This is a genomic window from Pseudomonas sp. Sample_23 (assembly GCF_004307595.1).
GTDB lineage: Bacteria > Pseudomonadota > Gammaproteobacteria > Pseudomonadales > Pseudomonadaceae > Aquipseudomonas > Aquipseudomonas atacamensis.
Genome location: NZ_RCNX01000088.1, coordinates 72,621 through 88,148 on the forward strand (window position 1 = coordinate 72,621; position 15,528 = coordinate 88,148).

The 15,528-nt window shown below is 60.4% G+C and carries 16 protein-coding genes; 11 read left to right on the top strand and 5 right to left on the bottom strand.

Annotated features, from left to right (window positions below; all coding sequences use genetic code 11):
- The 3 genes from D8U82_RS23940 to D8U82_RS23950 all read right to left on the bottom strand — a co-directional run bounded on the left by D8U82_RS23940 (position 1) and on the right by D8U82_RS23950 (position 3,152).
- Entirely contained in the window at positions 1–870 is an 870-nt protein-coding gene (locus D8U82_RS23940) for a copper resistance protein B (RefSeq protein WP_130903118.1), read from the bottom strand.
- An 11-nt stretch (positions 871–881) separates the two neighbouring features.
- Positions 882–2,579 carry a copper resistance system multicopper oxidase gene (locus D8U82_RS23945; RefSeq protein WP_130903119.1) on the bottom strand — a complete coding sequence of 566 codons (1,698 nt, stop codon included), beginning with the start codon at positions 2,577–2,579 and terminating at the stop codon, positions 882–884.
- A gap of 102 nt (positions 2,580–2,681) precedes the next feature.
- Positions 2,682–3,152 (bottom strand): hypothetical protein, encoded by a 471-nt coding sequence (locus tag D8U82_RS23950; RefSeq protein ID WP_130903120.1) that lies wholly within the window; start codon positions 3,150–3,152, stop codon positions 2,682–2,684.
- A 164-nt stretch (positions 3,153–3,316) separates the two neighbouring features.
- Between D8U82_RS23950 and D8U82_RS23955 the strand changes: the two genes are divergently transcribed.
- From D8U82_RS23955 to D8U82_RS23970, 4 genes are all read left to right on the top strand, one after another.
- A complete protein-coding gene (locus D8U82_RS23955) occupies positions 3,317–3,985 on the top strand; it encodes a ribonuclease T2 (protein WP_130903121.1) in 669 nt (222 codons plus the stop codon).
- A 102-nt stretch (positions 3,986–4,087) separates the two neighbouring features.
- The gene (locus D8U82_RS23960; protein ID WP_256674686.1) at positions 4,088–4,615 is read left to right on the top strand and encodes a PAAR domain-containing protein; all 528 of its coding nucleotides are present in this window, start codon (positions 4,088–4,090) and stop codon (positions 4,613–4,615) included.
- A gap of 4 nt (positions 4,616–4,619) precedes the next feature.
- Positions 4,620–5,348 carry an alpha/beta hydrolase gene (locus D8U82_RS23965; RefSeq protein WP_073471407.1) on the top strand — a complete coding sequence of 243 codons (729 nt, stop codon included), beginning with the start codon at positions 4,620–4,622 and terminating at the stop codon, positions 5,346–5,348.
- Positions 5,348–5,869 (top strand): hypothetical protein, encoded by a 522-nt coding sequence (locus D8U82_RS23970; RefSeq protein ID WP_071173012.1) that lies wholly within the window; start codon positions 5,348–5,350, stop codon positions 5,867–5,869. The genes D8U82_RS23965 and D8U82_RS23970 overlap by 1 nt, the downstream gene beginning before the upstream one ends.
- A 19-nt stretch (positions 5,870–5,888) precedes the next feature.
- Here D8U82_RS23970 and D8U82_RS23975 read toward each other — a convergent pair whose 3' ends face one another.
- A complete protein-coding gene (locus tag D8U82_RS23975; protein WP_130903122.1) occupies positions 5,889–6,746 on the bottom strand; it encodes a LysR substrate-binding domain-containing protein in 858 nt (285 codons plus the stop codon).
- Positions 6,747–6,855: 109 nt separating this feature from the next.
- Between D8U82_RS23975 and D8U82_RS23980 the strand changes: the two genes are divergently transcribed.
- The 3 genes from D8U82_RS23980 (at position 6,856) to D8U82_RS23990 (ending at position 10,091) form a co-directional block, all read left to right on the top strand.
- Positions 6,856–7,563: a haloacid dehalogenase type II gene (locus D8U82_RS23980; RefSeq protein ID WP_130903123.1), complete on the top strand. Its 708-nt coding sequence runs from the start codon at positions 6,856–6,858 to the stop codon at positions 7,561–7,563.
- Between the two features lie 11 nt (positions 7,564–7,574).
- Positions 7,575–8,348 carry an aldolase gene (locus tag D8U82_RS23985; RefSeq protein ID WP_130903124.1) on the top strand — a complete coding sequence of 258 codons (774 nt, stop codon included), beginning with the start codon at positions 7,575–7,577 and terminating at the stop codon, positions 8,346–8,348.
- 174 nt (positions 8,349–8,522) lie between these two features.
- The gene (locus D8U82_RS23990; protein ID WP_130903125.1) at positions 8,523–10,091 is read left to right on the top strand and encodes a sensor domain-containing diguanylate cyclase; all 1,569 of its coding nucleotides are present in this window, start codon (positions 8,523–8,525) and stop codon (positions 10,089–10,091) included.
- Positions 10,092–10,250: 159 nt separating this feature from the next.
- Here the strand turns inward: D8U82_RS23990 and D8U82_RS23995 are convergent, their stop codons facing one another.
- Positions 10,251–10,586: a hypothetical protein gene (locus D8U82_RS23995; RefSeq protein ID WP_016775424.1), complete on the bottom strand. Its 336-nt coding sequence runs from the start codon at positions 10,584–10,586 to the stop codon at positions 10,251–10,253.
- Positions 10,587–10,775: 189 nt separating this feature from the next.
- Between D8U82_RS23995 and D8U82_RS24000 the strand changes: the two genes are divergently transcribed.
- The 4 genes from D8U82_RS24000 (at position 10,776) to D8U82_RS24015 (ending at position 15,501) form a co-directional block, all read left to right on the top strand.
- The gene (locus tag D8U82_RS24000; RefSeq protein WP_016775423.1) at positions 10,776–11,216 is read left to right on the top strand and encodes a carboxymuconolactone decarboxylase family protein; all 441 of its coding nucleotides are present in this window, start codon (positions 10,776–10,778) and stop codon (positions 11,214–11,216) included.
- Between the two features lie 250 nt (positions 11,217–11,466).
- A complete protein-coding gene (locus D8U82_RS24005; RefSeq protein WP_130903126.1) occupies positions 11,467–11,958 on the top strand; it encodes a sigma-70 family RNA polymerase sigma factor in 492 nt (163 codons plus the stop codon).
- A 40-nt stretch (positions 11,959–11,998) separates the two neighbouring features.
- The gene (locus D8U82_RS24010) at positions 11,999–12,976 is read left to right on the top strand and encodes a FecR family protein (protein ID WP_130903127.1); all 978 of its coding nucleotides are present in this window, start codon (positions 11,999–12,001) and stop codon (positions 12,974–12,976) included.
- A gap of 98 nt (positions 12,977–13,074) precedes the next feature.
- Positions 13,075–15,501 (top strand): TonB-dependent receptor, encoded by a 2,427-nt coding sequence (locus D8U82_RS24015; RefSeq protein WP_122612644.1) that lies wholly within the window; start codon positions 13,075–13,077, stop codon positions 15,499–15,501.
- Positions 15,502–15,528: the final 27 nt, after the last annotated feature.

Consider the following 15,528-nt stretch of genomic DNA (forward strand, 5'->3'; position numbering starts at 1 on the left):
TCAGAACCACAGCCTGACCCCGAGGACCAGGCGCGCCTCACTGCGATCCTCGTCTTCTTCGCGGGCATAGTCAGCGGTGTTGCCGTAAGTGCGATTCCACGTCACGCCGATATAAGGCGCGAATTCGCGGCGGATTTCATAGCGCAACCGCAGGCCCGCCTCGGTATTGGACAACCCTGAGCCGATGCCTCGCTGCGGATCGTTTTTGCCGTAGATGTTGAGTTCTGCGGTCGGCTGCAGGATCAGTCGATTGGTCAGCAGGATGTCGTAGTCGCCCTCCAGGCGTACCGCACTCTGGCCGCCCTCGCCGAGGAACGCCGTGGCTTCGGCCTCGAAGTTGTACAGCGCCATGCCTTGCACGCCGAACGCGGCCCAGGTTTGCGGTGCGCCGGGTTTGAAGTCCTGACGCACGCCGCTGACCACGTCCCACCATGGTGAAATCGCGTGGCCCCATAGCGCTTGAATTTCCGCGTCTTCAGTCTTGCCGTTGTTGCGCTCGCCTTCAGAGCGCAGCCACAGCCGATCGGTATCCCCGCCGATCCAGCCGGACAGATCCCAGGCCAAAGCGCTGCCGTCATCGGCGTTCTGCCATTCGAGTTTGTCGGCAAGAAAGTAACTGTTGATGACGCTGTCATGCACCTGATGACCGCCGGGGCTGGTGAACACCGCAGCGCGGTCGGCGTCGGTCACGGGCGCAATCGGCGTGCGGCTTTCGCTGGGTGCGGCGGGCTGCATCATGCCGTCGTCCATGCTTTGCATTGCCGAATGATCCATCCCGGGCATCTGGCTATGGTCCATGCCGTGCATGGCGTCGGCGGCCATGGCTGAGGTGCCGGCGAGCATCAGCGAGAACACGCTGAGTCGAGTCATGATGGACCTCTTCATTCTTCCACCCGCACTTCGCGGAACATGCCCGTTTCCATGTGATAAAGCAGATGACAGTGATAGGCCCAGCGGCCGAGGGCGTCGGCGGTGACGCGATAGCTGCGGCGGCTGCCGGGCGGCATGTCGATGGTGTGTTTGCGCACCTGAAAGTTGCCGTTTTCGTCCTCCAGATCGCTCCACATCCCGTGCAGGTGGATCGGGTGGGTCATCATGGTGTCGTTGACCAGCACCAGGCGGATGCGCTCGCCGTATTTCAGCCGTAGAGGCTCGGCATCGGAGAATTTGATGCCGTTGAACGACCAGGCGAATTTCTCCATGTGGCCGGTCAGGTGCAGCTCTATCGTGCGGCCCGGATCGCGGCCGTCCGGGTCTTCGAAGGTGCTGCGCAGGTCGGCGTAGGTCAGCACTCGGCGGCCGTTGTTGCGCAGGCCAAGGCCCGGATCGTCAAGCTTTGGCGCGGTGATCATGGCCTGCATGTCCACCAGCGGATTGTTGTTTTCACTGTCGGGATGGGCTTGCATCGGGCCCATGGCGGAGTGATCCATGGCGCTCATGTCCATGCTGCCGTGATCCATGCCGCCCATGCCCATGTCGTCCATGCTCACCAACGGACGCGGATCCAGCGCCGGCACTGCTGCCGACATGCCGGGGCGTGTGGCGAGAGTGCCACGGGCGTAACCGCTGCGATCCATCGCCTGAGCGAAGAGGGTGTAGGCCTCGGTTTCAGGTTCAACGATCACGTCATAGGTCTCGGCCACGGCAATGCGCAGTTCATCGACGCTGACCGGTTTGACGTGCAGGCCATCGGCAGCCACCACCGTCATTTTCAATCCCGGAATGCGCACATCGAAGTAGGTCATGGCCGAGCCGTTGATCAGGCGCAGGCGCAGTTTTTCGCCGGGACGGAACAGCCAGGTGAAGTTGCTATCGGGGGCCTGGCCGTTGATCAAGAAGGTGTACGTGGCGCCACTGACGTCGGCGATGTCGGTGGGGTTCATGTTCATTTGCGCCCACATCGTGCGATCGGCAACCGTGGCGCCCCAGCCTTTCTCACCGACATCGTTGATAAAGTCGCCGACGGTGCGTTTGTGGAAGTTGTAGTAGTCGGACTGTTTTTTCAGGGTCTTCATCAGGCTGGCCGGGTCTTCGTCAGTCCAGTCGCTGAGCATCACCACGTAGTCGCGATCGTACTGGAACGGTTCCGGCTCCTTGGCCTCAATGACCAGCGGCCCGTAGACGCCGGCCTGCTCCTGTAACCCGGAATGGCTGTGATACCAGTAGGTGCCGTGTTGCCGAACCTTGAATTGGTAGACGTACACGCCGCCCGGTTCAATGCCGTGGAAGCTCAGGCCCGGCACGCCGTCCATGTTCGCCGGCAGCAGAATGCCGTGCCAGTGAATCGAGGTGTCTGCCGCGAGCCGGTTACGCACCCGCAGCGTCACGGTATCGCCTTCGCGCCAGCGCAACAGCGGGCCGGGCAGGCTGCCGTTGATGGTCATCGCTGTGCGTGCCGAACCCGTGAAATTGACCGGAGTTTCGCCGATGAACAACTCGAATTCGTTACCGCTCAGTTCGTTGACGGGCGCGGCGCCGTTCAGCGCCCAGACCGGTGTCCGCCAGAGCCCGAGGCCACCGAGCAAGCTACCGGCGGCCAGACCTTTGACAAAAGTGCGTCTTGTGAGAATGGAAGGCATGCGCTGGAAATCCCCGTCTGGCTCATGACAGAGAGACTAGCCAGCCCCGGCTTTCAGTTGGCTGAGGCAAACATTACAGTTTTGTCAGTTAACCCGGGCGGCTTACAGGCTCAACCCTTGCTGCACCACTTGCAGCAGATTGTTTTCCGTCAGCGCGATCGCATCCAGCTCCTGGCCGGTCTCGATAGTCTGCAACCACCAATGGCTTTCGCCATGCTCGTCAACCGTGCGCAGCAACGACTGATCACGCCCCGGCACCTTGATCTCGACACGTCCGCAACCGTCCTCGGTAAACCGCGCAATCGGATCGAAAATCAGACTGTGATCGTTCGCTTCGATCACCAACTGATCGATTGCGTAATCGTGGCTCTCGCCGTCCGGCGAACTTTCGCAAACGTGCGTAGGATTTCGCCGAATCTTCAGTCCTACTTCGGTGACTGGCTGTAGCCAGGCTCCGATGCGGTGGTACAAGTCGTACACCTGAGCAGGCCAGCAATCGATTTCCAGCGCCGCATCAGCCTGGGTATGCCGTGTCTGCTTGAGTCTGGCGGCGAGTTCGTCTGCTTTACTCATGTCGGTTCCCTTGTTGGATGTCTGCCTGTTCAGCGTAGACCTTTGCACGGCGCAGGGCCTTGCCTTGCGTCATGCGCTTGCAATACAAGCGTGTCGAAATCAGCACTGGCCAGGTCTGGCCAACAACGAAAACCACGGACGCAGGCGTCCCAAGGAACGGGTCAATGAAAAAGCTGTTTACAATTCTGGCGCTGATCGCGCTGACGGCCGGTAGCATCGGCATGAGTTCGGCGCGTCAGCCGGCGTCGAACAAAGCGCAGGCGGAATCGGTGGCGGGGGTGTTCGACTACTACCTGCTGGCGCTGTCCTGGTCGCCGACTTTTTGTCTGTCGCACAAGGACGACGCGCAGTGCACCGGCAAGGGTTATGGTTTTGTCCTGCACGGTTTGTGGCCGCAATACGCCAAGGGCGGCTGGCCAGAATCCTGCCCACCGCTGACCAGGCTATCGGCGGCAGAAACCAGCAAGGGCCTGACGATGTACCCGACGAAAAAACTCCTCGATCACGAATGGTCCAAGCACGGCACCTGCAGCGGTCTCGGCGCGGAGGGCTATCTGGACAAGTCCGATCAGGCCCTCGGCGCGGTGAAGATTCCGCAGGCGTTACAGCCGTTCGGCTCGACGTCGTACTACTTCGAAGCTCAGGAGATTGTCGATCTGTTTCGCAAGGCCAATCCGGGTATTCCCGAGGACGGAATTGCGGTGGTTTGCAGCGGCCCGCAGCTGTCGGAAGTGCGGGTGTGCATGGGCAAGGACCTGCAGTTTGCCGCGTGTGGCAAAGGGGTGAAGACGCAGTGCCGGGCGGGGGAGATTCGGGTGCCGCCGGTACGGTGAGCATCAGTAACAGCCTATGAAGAGAGGCGCTCGCATGAGCGCCTTTTTTGCCTGACGATTTGTAGCGCTTGGCAAATTCGCGCATGCTGCGCGCCTCAAAGGATCTGCACGACACATTGCAAGGAGCTGTTCATGAGCGGAAAACCCGCTGCCCGCGTCACCGACCCCACCGCTTGCCCGTTGCCGGGACACGGCACCAACCCGATCGTCAGCGGCTCGCCAAATGTCAATTTTGATGGACTGGCGGCTGCGCGCATGACCGACAAGTCCGCTTGCGGCAGTGCGATCAGCGGCGCTGTATCTGGCACCGTGTTCATCAATGGCTTGAACGCGGCGACGCTGGACAGCACCGGTGGCCACGGCAATGTCGTCATCGGCGGTTCAGGCACGGTGATCATTGGCGACACCGTAGTCGCGGCGCCTTTCAGTGGTCTGCTGCCGATGCCGGTGCACTTCACCGACAAGCTGAAACTGGTCAACGATGTAACCGGCGAACCGATGCCTAACCATCCCTACATGATCCAGCGCGCCGACGGGCGCATGGAGCATGGCGTGTCTGATGCCGACGGGTTTACTCACGAAGTCAGTTCGCACCTGCCTGAAACCATCAAGCTGTTTCTGGAGGAGTGAGGCAATGGCTGCGGAGACGGTAACGTGCGCGAAGGGCAACACTTACAAGCTGCACAAGGAGCATACGCTGACCGACAAGAAGGATGTCAGCGCCAAGCCTGTGCCGGTGGAAAGTACCAAGGTGATCGTGCTTTTTATTGGTGGGGCCGGGGATAAGGAGAGTTATTACTTCTCTGGGCCGTATCGAAATATACAACGGGCGTGGCTGGACTTTAATAAGCGTGCTGAGTCGTTACAAGACGAGGGGAAATACAAGTCGGAGTGGCTGGGCTACAACGAGGTCAGAGGCAAGTCAGATATTCAGCGACATGTTTTGAGTCTGATACCGTACAAAAGCTGCCCTATCTACATTATTGGACATAGTCTTGGGGGGTGGAATGGGGCGCACCTTACGAGAATAATGTCGGAGTGGGGGTACAGAGTGCCTATGCTGATTACTTTGGACCCTGTCGGTGAAGGCGCATTGGTGTGGGTAGGCTCGGATATCTATCGTGAGCGTCCCGAGCCCATTGCGGAGGATTGGATAAACGTCAGAGCGATGCCTACTCAAAGAGATCCTTCAGATGGTGTAGCGGACTTTGGCGAAAAATGGCTCATATCTTGCGGTCCTTCCCTTAATGCTAACGTAGATACCAATCATGCAGACGCTAAAGGTCTATTTGTCGCACCTATCTCTGGAGCTAAATCAGCAAGCGATTTGTTGTTCGAATCAGTCATGAGGGAGTTTTCGTGATGTGCAGATTTTTGCTTTGCGCATTGTTAGCCGTTTGTTCCGGCTGTGCGAAAGACCATGCGAAGCCTCCAGCAAATTTGAATTATGTGTCGGTCGAAAGAGAAAGTTTTCGGTTGTACGCTATCCGATATCAATCGGACGTTGATGTTCTGGATCTTTTTAATCGTGGAGAGGGAGTCGGTATGGCGTCAGGGACGCTTGAGTGTGCCTTGGCGGATGACCATGATTTCTCGGTTGATAAAGCAATGCAATTTTCTGCCGTAGGTTTGATTGATTCAGACGTGAGCAAGAGAGAGAAAGAGAAATCTTCCTATCTCACCAGCGCGTTTCTGGTTGAAACCTCCAGCGACCGTAGTTCACAACGTCACCTGTCAACAACGGAGCTAAATAACCTCCTATACAATAAAACCCAAATCCCCTGCAAAGTCGTCATCACCGCCTTTGGCTACAAAACCTACTACTCAAACACCATGAACATCCCCACCGCCGACCTGCTCCGCGAAATCAACAAACCCGAATAAACAACCCCGGGCGGGGGACTCACGCAAATCCCCCCGCATCCACGCCCAATTCCCCACGCAAAAACTCCACCAACCCCCGCTGCATCCCACTCAACACTCCCTCGCGGCTGACCAGCGCCAGTTCCGTCGGCGCCAACTCCGGCAGATCCGTACACACCTCATGCTCTGGCAATAGCGCCGAAACCGGCAACACCGAAACCCCTAACCCAGACGCCACCGCCGCTTGAATCCCGGTCAGGCTGTGGCTGCCGAACGCCACTCGCCACGGTCGCTGCGCCACATCGAGCAGGCGAATCGCCCGTTGTCGATACAGGCAGCCCTGGGGAAACAGCGCCAGCGGCAGCACACCGCTGGAGGTGTCGAATTCGGTGCCTTTGACCCATACCAGTCGTTCCGGCCAGGTGGCCCATGCCGGGCCGCTGTCGGGTTCGCGTTTGATCAGAGCAATGTCGATGTCGCCGGCGTCGAGGTGCTGGCGCAGGTCGAGGCTCATGCCACTGATGGTTTCCAGGCGCGCTTGCGGATGGCTGCGGGTGAAACCGGCGAGGATCAGTGCCATGCGCCGGGCGTCGAAGTCTTCCGGCATGCCGATGCGCAGCACTTCCAGGTCGACGTCACTGGCCAGCGCTTGCGTGGCTTCGGCGGACAGTGCCAGTAATCGGCGCGCATAGTGGATCAGCAGTTCGCCGTGTTCGGTGACCGCGACGTTCACTCCGGTGCGGTCGCGCAGGAGTAGCGGGTGGCCGACCAGATCCTCTAGTTTGCGCACCTGCTGGCTGACCGTCGATTGCGTGCGGTGCACACGTTCGGCAGCGCGGGTAAAGCTGCCTTCGTCTACCACGCAGACAAAGGTCTTCAGCAATTCCAGATCCAGCATGGCGGTATTCCTGATAGTTGATCTTCGAATGACGATTGAGTGTTTATTTAATTTCACACTATCACCGCGCGCTCATAAGCTGAAGTCCTCACTCTGGAGGAATCGACCGATGACCTTGAACAACACGCCACGCCCGCACTGGCTGACCTTCGATTGCTACGGCACGCTGATTCAGTGGGATGAAGGACTGAAAGCCGTGGTCGAGAAACTGCTCAGCGACAAGGGCGAGCACGCCGTCGACGCCACTAAGTTGATCGAAGTCTACGACCGTCACGAGCATCGTCTGGAACAAACACCGCCGCACCGTTCCTTTCGGGAACTGAGCACCCTCGGCCTGCAACTGGCGCTGGCAGAGTTGGGCTTGCCGAGCCAGCCCGAGGACAGTCAACGCCTGGCGGCGGCCATCCCGAACATGCCGCCATTTGCCGAAGTGGTCGACACCCTCGCGCAGCTCAAAGCCTTGGGCTTCAAGCTGTGCATCGTCTCCAACACCGACGACGACATCATTGCCGGCAACGTTGCGCAACTCGGTGGCCATATCGACCGGGTGATCACCGCGCAACAGGCCGGTGCCTACAAACCGGCGCCGCGCCTGTTCGACTACGCTCATGAGCAATTGGGCGTGACCCCGGATGAAGTGGTGCACATCTGCGCCAGCCCCATGCTCGATCACACTGCGGCGCGGGACATGGGCTTTCGATGCGTGTGGATCGATCGCGGCACGGGTCGTCAGTTGTTGCCGGACTATCGCCCCGACGCGATCCTGTCCAGCCTCGATCAAGTGCTGCCGCTGTTCAAATTCCTCGGCTGGACCTAAGGAGAATTGCCATGGCGCATATCTTGAGCGGCACTGGCAAAGCCAGACCCAGCGCAACGCTGCACCTGGACACCGAGGCGATCATCACCGCCCGCAACGAACTCGCTGCGTGCTTTCAACTGGCAGCCCTGCATGGTCTGGAGGAGGGCATCTGCAATCATTTTTCGGCGATGCTGCCGGGGCATGATGATCTGTTTCTGGTCAATCCATACGGCTACGCTTTTTCGGAAATGACCGCGCAGAATCTGCTGGTCTGTGACTTCGCCGGCAATGTGGTCGATGGCGATGGCGAGCCCGAAGCAACCGCGTTCTATATCCACGCGCGCCTGCACAAACAACTGCCACGGATAAAAGTCGCGTTCCACACCCACATGCCGCACGCCACCGCGTTGTGCCTGGTGCAAGGCCCGCCGCTGCTGTGGCTGGGGCAGACCGCGCTGAAGTTCTATGGACGGACGGCGGTGGACGAGGATTACAACGGCCTCGCACTGGACGCATCCGAAGGCGATCGCATCGCCAGCGTCATGGGCGATGCCGACATTCTCTTTCTGAAAAACCACGGTGTGATTGTCGCTGCGCCGACCATCGCCGAAGCCTGGGACGATCTGTATTACCTGGAACGCGCCGCGCAGGTGCAACTGCTGGCGATGGCCACTCAGCGCGAATTGAAACCGGTGCCTCATGCGATTGCGCAGCGCGCCTATGAACAGATGCGTGAAGGCGATGCGCAAAGTGCCCGCGCACACCTGACCAGCGCGATGCGACGCCTGGCCCTGCACAACTGATTAACCGTAAAGAAGCAATCGTAAATAAATCGACGAAAAGCGATCATCCAAACTCGCGACGCGCCGATAACTGGGCGGGAGGCGGGCGTTTGCCCGGTACATCCCGGTGGGCTACGCTCACTCATACAAGGGTTTCGGGCTCGCGCCCCTGTCGTACCTGCCCAGGACATGCTTTTGCCAATCCCCATTCACGATCCGCATCAGGCCCCCGGCACGCTCAAACGGTTGCCGCTTCGCAAAGCGGCGGTGCTGTTTATCGTTGCGGTGAGCCTGTGCCTGTGCGGTCTGCTGTACCTGCAATTGGAGCAGTCGCGGCGTCAGGATCTGGCAGTGGCGAAGATGGCTTCGGGCAACCTGACCCGGGCCATGGCGCAGCAGGCCGAGGATACCGTGCGGGCGGCGGATCTGGTGATGACCAGCCTGGTCGACTGGATTCAGGACGATGGTTACGGGGCGGCGCAGCGCCCTCGGTTGCAGCGGATCTTTGCCCGCCGCGCGCAGCAACTGGATCAGCTGCATGGCATCTTTCTCTTCGATCGCGAAGGGCAGTGGATCATCACCTCGTTCGCCGATCTGCCTCGTGGCAACGGCGTGGCCGATCGCGAGTATTTCAAGTTCCATCAGCAGAATGCTTCGACCGTTGCGCACATCGGCCCGGCGATTCGCAGCCGCGAAAACGGCGAGTGGATCATTCCGATTTCCAGACGCGTCAACGACCAGCTCGGCAACTTTCAGGGCGTGCTGATGGCGGGCATCCGCATGTCCTACTTCGATCAGTTCTTCAAAAGCTTCAGCCTCGATGACAGCGGCATCATGTTTCTGGCGCTGACCGACGGCACCTTGCTGGCGCGACGGCCCTTTGATGAGTCGTTGATCAATACCTCGGTGGCCCACGGCGAGATCTATCAAACCTTGCTGCCGAACGCTAACGCTGGCACCGCGATGCTCAACTCCGTGGTCGACGGCGTGACCCGCTTGTATGGCTATCGACAGCTCGCCTCGTATCCGCTGGTGGTCTCTGCTGCGACGTCGCAAGACACGATTCTGCAGGGCTGGTATGACCGCGCATTTCAGTCCAGCGTGATTGTCGCGCTGGTGATTCTCGGGGTTGGCCTGTTCGGCTGGGTGTTCATTCATCAAGTGCGCGATGGCGAACGTATCGAGAAAAACCTGCGCAAGGCGCAACGGGCGCTGGAGCAGATCGCCACCCACGACAGCCTGACCGGGTTGGCCAATCGGCGCTTGTTCGAGCGCTCGCTGGACATTGAATTTGCCCGGGGCGCACGTCAGGTCAGCCCGGTCAGCCTGATCATGCTCGATATCGATTTCTTCAAGCGTTACAACGATGCTTACGGCCATGTCGCCGGCGATCAATGCCTGGCGCAGGTGGCGCAAGTGGTGAAGGCCTGCTGCCAGCGCAAGTCGGATCTGGCGGTGCGTTATGGCGGCGAAGAATTTGCCGTGCTGTTGCCGGACACGGACATCAACGGCGCGCTGGCGATAGCCGGGCAAATTCGCCGCAGCGTGATCGACAAGCACATCATCCACAGCGGCTCGCCGACCGGTTATCTCACCGTGAGCCTGGGCTGTTATGCATTTATTCCGCACGGCAACGACAGCCCGCAAGTGTTTATCCAGCGCGCGGATGCGGCGTTGTATCAGGCGAAAAATGCCGGACGCAACCGCGCGGCGGTGTATGCGCCGGAGGAAGGTTTTGCCGAGCTGATGCGTTCGGATCGCTGATTCTTTCAATCAACAGAAATCAGAAGTGGGAGCGAGCCTGCTCGCGAATCGGTGTGTCAGCTTGCATCAAGGTTGGCTGACAGACCGCTTTCGCGAGCAGGCTCGCTCCCACATTGAGTCCTGATGTATGCAGGACTATCTGGGATGGCTCTTGTTCGTTCAGCCGCCCGTGCCACCGCCCGCACCACCCGTGCCGCCGCCGGCCGAGCCGGTGCCGCCGCCCGCGCCGGAACCTGAGCCACTGGCGCCGCCATTGGTGCCCGTTCCAGTGCCCATTCCCGAGCCAGTACCGGTGCCGGTGCCGTTATTGGTTCCGCCAGAACCGCTGCCACCCGATGGCGAGCCTGGGGTGTTGTCTGGCGGCATGGTTGAACTGCTGGCGCCGCCGGACTTGGTGCCCGTCGCATCGGTGCTGTCATTGGCAGCGAAGCTGGCGGCGGACGCCGTGGCGAGCAGGCCGGCCAACAATAACGAAGTGAATTTGCGCGTCATCATGGTACGTCTCCTGATAAAGGGGATTACCTGATATTGGTCTTGCGCACTGAAACCTTGGTGCCCGTCGAGTGACGAGCGGTCAGTCGCCGCGCCGAGTGGCCTACCGTTCTTCTGCAATATTGGCTATTTGCCGAACCACCCCCGGGGACTAACGTAGCCGCACATTCAATCGCTACCCCGGAGCCCACCATGCAACCTCGTGCCGACTTCTACACCGCTTCCCCCGATGCCATGAAAGCGATGATGGCGCTGGAAAATGCCGTCTCGAAACTGTCGCTGGAAAAGAGCCTGCTCGAGCTGGTCAAACTGCGCTCTTCACAGATCAACGGCTGCGCATTCTGCATCGACATGCACACCGCCGACGCGATCAAGGACGGCGAAACCCCACGCCGCCTGTTCGCCGTGACGGCATGGCGGGAAGCGCCGTTCTTCAGCGAGCGTGAACGCGCCGCGCTGCTGTGGACCGAGTCGCTGACACAACTGAGCCTGACCCACGCGCCGGACGAAGACTATGAAGTCGTCGCTGCGCAGTTTTCGCCGAAGGAACTGGTTGACCTGACGGTGGCGATCAACACCATCAACGGCTGGAATCGACTGGCGGTGGGCTTCCGCAAACTGCCGCAGGCCTGAGGCATTCACGCTTTTACCTTGTGGGAGCGAGCCTGCTCGCGAAGGCGACGTGTCAGTCACCATCATCGTTGCTGACATACCGCATTCGCGAGCAGGCTCGCTCCCACAGGGAGATCTTCCGTGTCCATCTGAACTCGGCCTCGTGTGAGCGCACCTTGCGCATCAAGAACACCATCACAGCGTGCATTGCTTTGTATTAATACGAAGCATTACTATTCACGCCCCTTTCTCACCACGCCGCCCATCCCCCATGCGCTCCCGCAGATCCGGCTTTTTCGAGCATTACGAAGAGTTGATCGGCACCTGGACTCGGCGCCTGCGCAATCGCGCGCAGGCCGAGGATCTGGCGCACGACACCTTTGTGCGGGTGCTCGAGGCAGATTCGGTGGCGGTGCAGCAGCCCCGCGCGTATCTGCATCAGACCGCGCGCAATATCGCCGTTGACGGTTATCGGCGGGAGGACCGGCGGGGCGTCATGGAGTCGGAGGCGGTCGAGGACACTGCGTCGTCGGCGGGCGATCCGGAGCATTACATGCACGCGATCCAGTTGGCCGATTCCATCGAACGCGCGCTCACCGAGCTGCCGCTCAACTGCCGCAAGATCTTTGTCTGGCAGAAGATCGAAGGCCTGACGCAGGCAGAAATCGCCGAACGCCTGGGGCTGTCCAAGAACATGGTCGAAAAGTATATGATCCGCACCCTGCGGCATCTGCGTGAGCGGCTGGATGGCTTGCAGTCATGAGCGTTCGCACCTTTTCATTCTCAGCCGGACAGGACATTCCATGATGGAAACGGGTGATTGCGCCTGTGGGCAAACGGCGGTGCGTGACGAAGCGGCGGCCTGGTTCGTGCGATTGCAGGAGTCGAATGTCAGCGTCGAGCAACGGCAGCGCTTCGAGGCTTGGCTGAACGAGCATCCGCAACACCGCGAAGAATTCCAGTTGCTGCAGGGTTTGTGGGCGGCGGCTGATCTGCTGCCGACGTCGCGTCTTCAGGCGCTTGCGCAAACTCCCCGCCGCGAACGTCGGCCGTTGCTGCGTTATGCCGTGGCCGCGAGTGTTCTGGCCGTGGCGCTGGGGCTTGGCCTGTTCAGTGGTTTGAATCATCCGGGTGGCTACCGCGCCGAATTCGCCACGGCGCCGGGCGAGCGCAAGCATGTGGCGTTGCCGGACGGTTCTGTAATCGATCTGAACAGTCGCAGCCGCTTGCAGGTGCGTTATGAGAAGGATCGACGGCTGATCGAATTGAGCGCGGGCGAGGCGATGTTCAGTGTTGAACACGACGCCTCGCGTCCGTTTATTGTCGAAGCCGGCAGCGGCAAGGTCACAGTCACCGGTACGCGTTTCGATGTGCGCCGCGATGCCACGCAGACCCGCGTGGCGGTGGAGCAGGGTACTGTGAAGGTGCAGGGAAGTGCTGCCCCGGACAACCAATTCATCAACCTCACCGCAGGCCTCGGCACGGCGGTCGATGCCCAGGGCAAGGTCCTGCCGGCCTACGCGGTTAGCCCGGCGGAACTGACCGCATGGCGCAACGGCAAACTGGTGTTCAACAACGCCAGCCTCAGTGAAGTCGCGGTGGAAGTATCGCGCTATCGCGACAAACCGCTGACCGTAACCCAGCCGAACGTGGCCAGCCTGCGCCTGACCAGCGTGTTCAAATCCGATGACACCGACGCTTTGCTCAAAGCCTTGCCGAGCATCCTGCCGGTGACGGTGCGCACCCTTGCCGATGGCAGTCAGGAAATAATTTCCAGATAGCATTCAGGTTTTTTTTCAGTTCATCGTCTTCCTGTTCAACTGCAACTGGTTTGCATTAACAGCCGCACACTCTTGCGATCCACAGGACTGCGTACGACGTGAACATCACCACAACCCACAATAAAAAATCCCCTTGGTTGCCATTGGCTCTCGCGCTGGCGGTCAGCGCCGCGATGCCGTTGGCCTTTGCCGCTGAAGCCATTCATATCCGCGCGCAACCGCTGGGCCAGGCCTTGAGCGAACTGGGCCAGCAAACCTCGCTGCAGGTGTTTTTCAGCCCCGAGCTGGTGGCCGGCAAACAGGCGCCAGCGGTCGACGGCGACCTTTCGCCGGAGCAGGCGCTGCGGCAGCTGTTGCAGGGCAGCGGTCTCGATTATCAGATCAACGAAGGCTCGGTGACGCTCGCTCCAGCCGCCACCTCCGCAGCCAGCAACGGCCCGCTGGAGCTCGGCGTGACCGACATCAAAGTGGTCGGCGACTGGCTCGGTGACGCGGACGCGGCGGTGGTGCAGAACCACCCCGGCGCACGCACGGTGATTCGCCGCGAAGCGATGGTCGAGCAGGGCGCGATGAACGTCAGCGACGTGCTCAAACGCGTGCCTGGCGTGCAGGTGCAGGACTCCAATGGCACCGGCGGCAGTGATATTTCCCTCAACGTCGGCGTACGCGGTCTGACTTCGCGCCTGTCGCCACGCTCGACCGTGCTGATCGACGGCGTACCTGCCGCGTTTGCTCCGTACGGCCAGCCGCAACTGTCGATGGCGCCGATTTCCTCGGGCAACCTCGACAGCATCGACGTCGTGCGTGGCGCCGGTTCCGTGCGCTACGGGCCGCAGAACGTCGGCGGCGTGATCAACTTCGTGACCCGCGCGATCCCGGAGAAAACCACCGGCGAAATCGGCACCACCCTGGAAACGACGCAGTACGGCGGCTGGAAACACATCGACACCGCATTTCTAGGTGGCACCGCCGACAACGGCATGGGCGTCGCGCTGCTGTACTCCGGCGTCAACGGCCACGGCTATCGCGAGCGCAACAACGGCAACGACATCGACGACGTGCTGCTCAAAACGCACTGGGCGCCGACCGATCAGGACGATTTCAGCCTCAACTTCCACTACTACGACGCCAGCGCCGACATGCCCGGCGGCCTGACCCAGCGTCAGTACGACGACAAACCGTACGAATCGGTGCGTGACTACGACCAGTTCACAGGCCGACGCAAGGACGTGTCGTTCAAGTGGATTCGCCAGATCGACGAGCGCACCCAGGCAGAAATCCTCACCTACTACACCGACAGCTTTCGCGGCAGTACCATCGCCGCGCGCGATCAGCGCACCCTCAGCTCTTACCCGCGTTCCTACTACACCCTCGGCATCGAACCGCGCGTGTCGCGGGTGTTCGATGTCGGTCCGACCACGCAGGAAGTCAGCGTCGGTTATCGCTATCTGAAAGAGGCCATGCACGAAGAATCGAGCCGTCTGGCGCTGGTCAACAATCAGCCGGTGGTCACGCCGACCTCCGACGGCCATGTGTTCCAGGATCGCACCGGTGGCACCGAGGCCAATTCGGTGTATGTCGACAACAAGATCGACGTCGGCAACTGGACCATCACCCCAGGCATTCGCTTCGAACACATCAGCACCGATTGGCACGACCGCGCCGTGCTCGACACCGCTGGCCGGCCGGTCCAGGAGAAAAACCGCAGCATCGAAAGCAATGAGCCGCTGCCGGCGCTGAGCGTGATGTATCACCTCTCCGATGCCTGGAAACTGTTCGCCAACTACGAAACCTCGTTCGGCAGCCTGCAATATTTCCAGCTCGGCCAGGGCGGTTCGGGTGACAGCACCGCCAACGGTCTGGAGCCGGAAAAGGCCAAGACCTACGAGATCGGCACGCGTTACAACGATGATGTCTGGGGCGGCGAGGTGACGCTGTTCTACATCGACTTCGATGACGAACTGCAATACATCAGCAACGACGTCGGCTGGACCAACCTCGGCGCGACCAAGCACCAGGGCATCGAAGCCTCGGCGCACTACGACATGGCCGCCCTCGATCCGCGCCTCGATGGTTTGACCGCCAACGCCGGTTTCACCTACACCCGCGCCACCTATGAAGGCGAGATCCCCGGCTTCAAGGGGCGCGATCTGCCGTTCTATTCGCGGCAGGTTGCGACGGTCGGATTGCGGTACGAGATCAACCGCTGGACGTACAACATCGATGGCTTCGCCCAATCGAAACAGCGTTCGCCGGGCACCGGTGTGAATGCGGATGGCAGCTTCAATGGCAACTACATCACTGAAGGCACGGCGGACGGGCAGTACGGCGACATCCCGGGTTACGTGACCTGGAACGTGCGCGGCGGCTACGACTTTGGTCCGCAGGTGTCGAACCTCAAGCTCGGTGCCGGGGTGAAGAACGTCTTCGACAAGCAATACTTCACCCGCTCCAGCGACAACAACTCGGGGATGTATGTCGGCGCACCGCGCACGTTCTTCGTGCAGGCCAGCGTCGGTTTCTAAGGCGCTGTTTTGGCTGAACCGGTTTCA

Coding starts and splice junctions, on each gene's coding strand:
- D8U82_RS23940 (WP_130903118.1), bottom strand. CDS start 870: ATGACTCGACTCAGCGTGTTCTCGCTGATGCTCGCCGGCACCTCAGCC.
- D8U82_RS23945 (WP_130903119.1), bottom strand. CDS start 2,579: ATGCCTTCCATTCTCACAAGACGCACTTTTGTCAAAGGTCTGGCCGCC.
- D8U82_RS23950 (WP_130903120.1), bottom strand. CDS start 3,152: ATGAGTAAAGCAGACGAACTCGCCGCCAGACTCAAGCAGACACGGCAT.
- D8U82_RS23955 (WP_130903121.1), top strand. CDS start 3,317: ATGAAAAAGCTGTTTACAATTCTGGCGCTGATCGCGCTGACGGCCGGT.
- D8U82_RS23965 (WP_073471407.1), top strand. CDS start 4,620: ATGGCTGCGGAGACGGTAACGTGCGCGAAGGGCAACACTTACAAGCTG.
- D8U82_RS23970 (WP_071173012.1), top strand. CDS start 5,348: ATGTGCAGATTTTTGCTTTGCGCATTGTTAGCCGTTTGTTCCGGCTGT.
- D8U82_RS23975 (WP_130903122.1), bottom strand. CDS start 6,746: ATGCTGGATCTGGAATTGCTGAAGACCTTTGTCTGCGTGGTAGACGAA.
- D8U82_RS23980 (WP_130903123.1), top strand. CDS start 6,856: ATGACCTTGAACAACACGCCACGCCCGCACTGGCTGACCTTCGATTGC.
- D8U82_RS23985 (WP_130903124.1), top strand. CDS start 7,575: ATGGCGCATATCTTGAGCGGCACTGGCAAAGCCAGACCCAGCGCAACG.
- D8U82_RS23995 (WP_016775424.1), bottom strand. CDS start 10,586: ATGATGACGCGCAAATTCACTTCGTTATTGTTGGCCGGCCTGCTCGCC.
- D8U82_RS24000 (WP_016775423.1), top strand. CDS start 10,776: ATGCAACCTCGTGCCGACTTCTACACCGCTTCCCCCGATGCCATGAAA.
- D8U82_RS24005 (WP_130903126.1), top strand. CDS start 11,467: ATGCGCTCCCGCAGATCCGGCTTTTTCGAGCATTACGAAGAGTTGATC.
- D8U82_RS24010 (WP_130903127.1), top strand. CDS start 11,999: ATGATGGAAACGGGTGATTGCGCCTGTGGGCAAACGGCGGTGCGTGAC.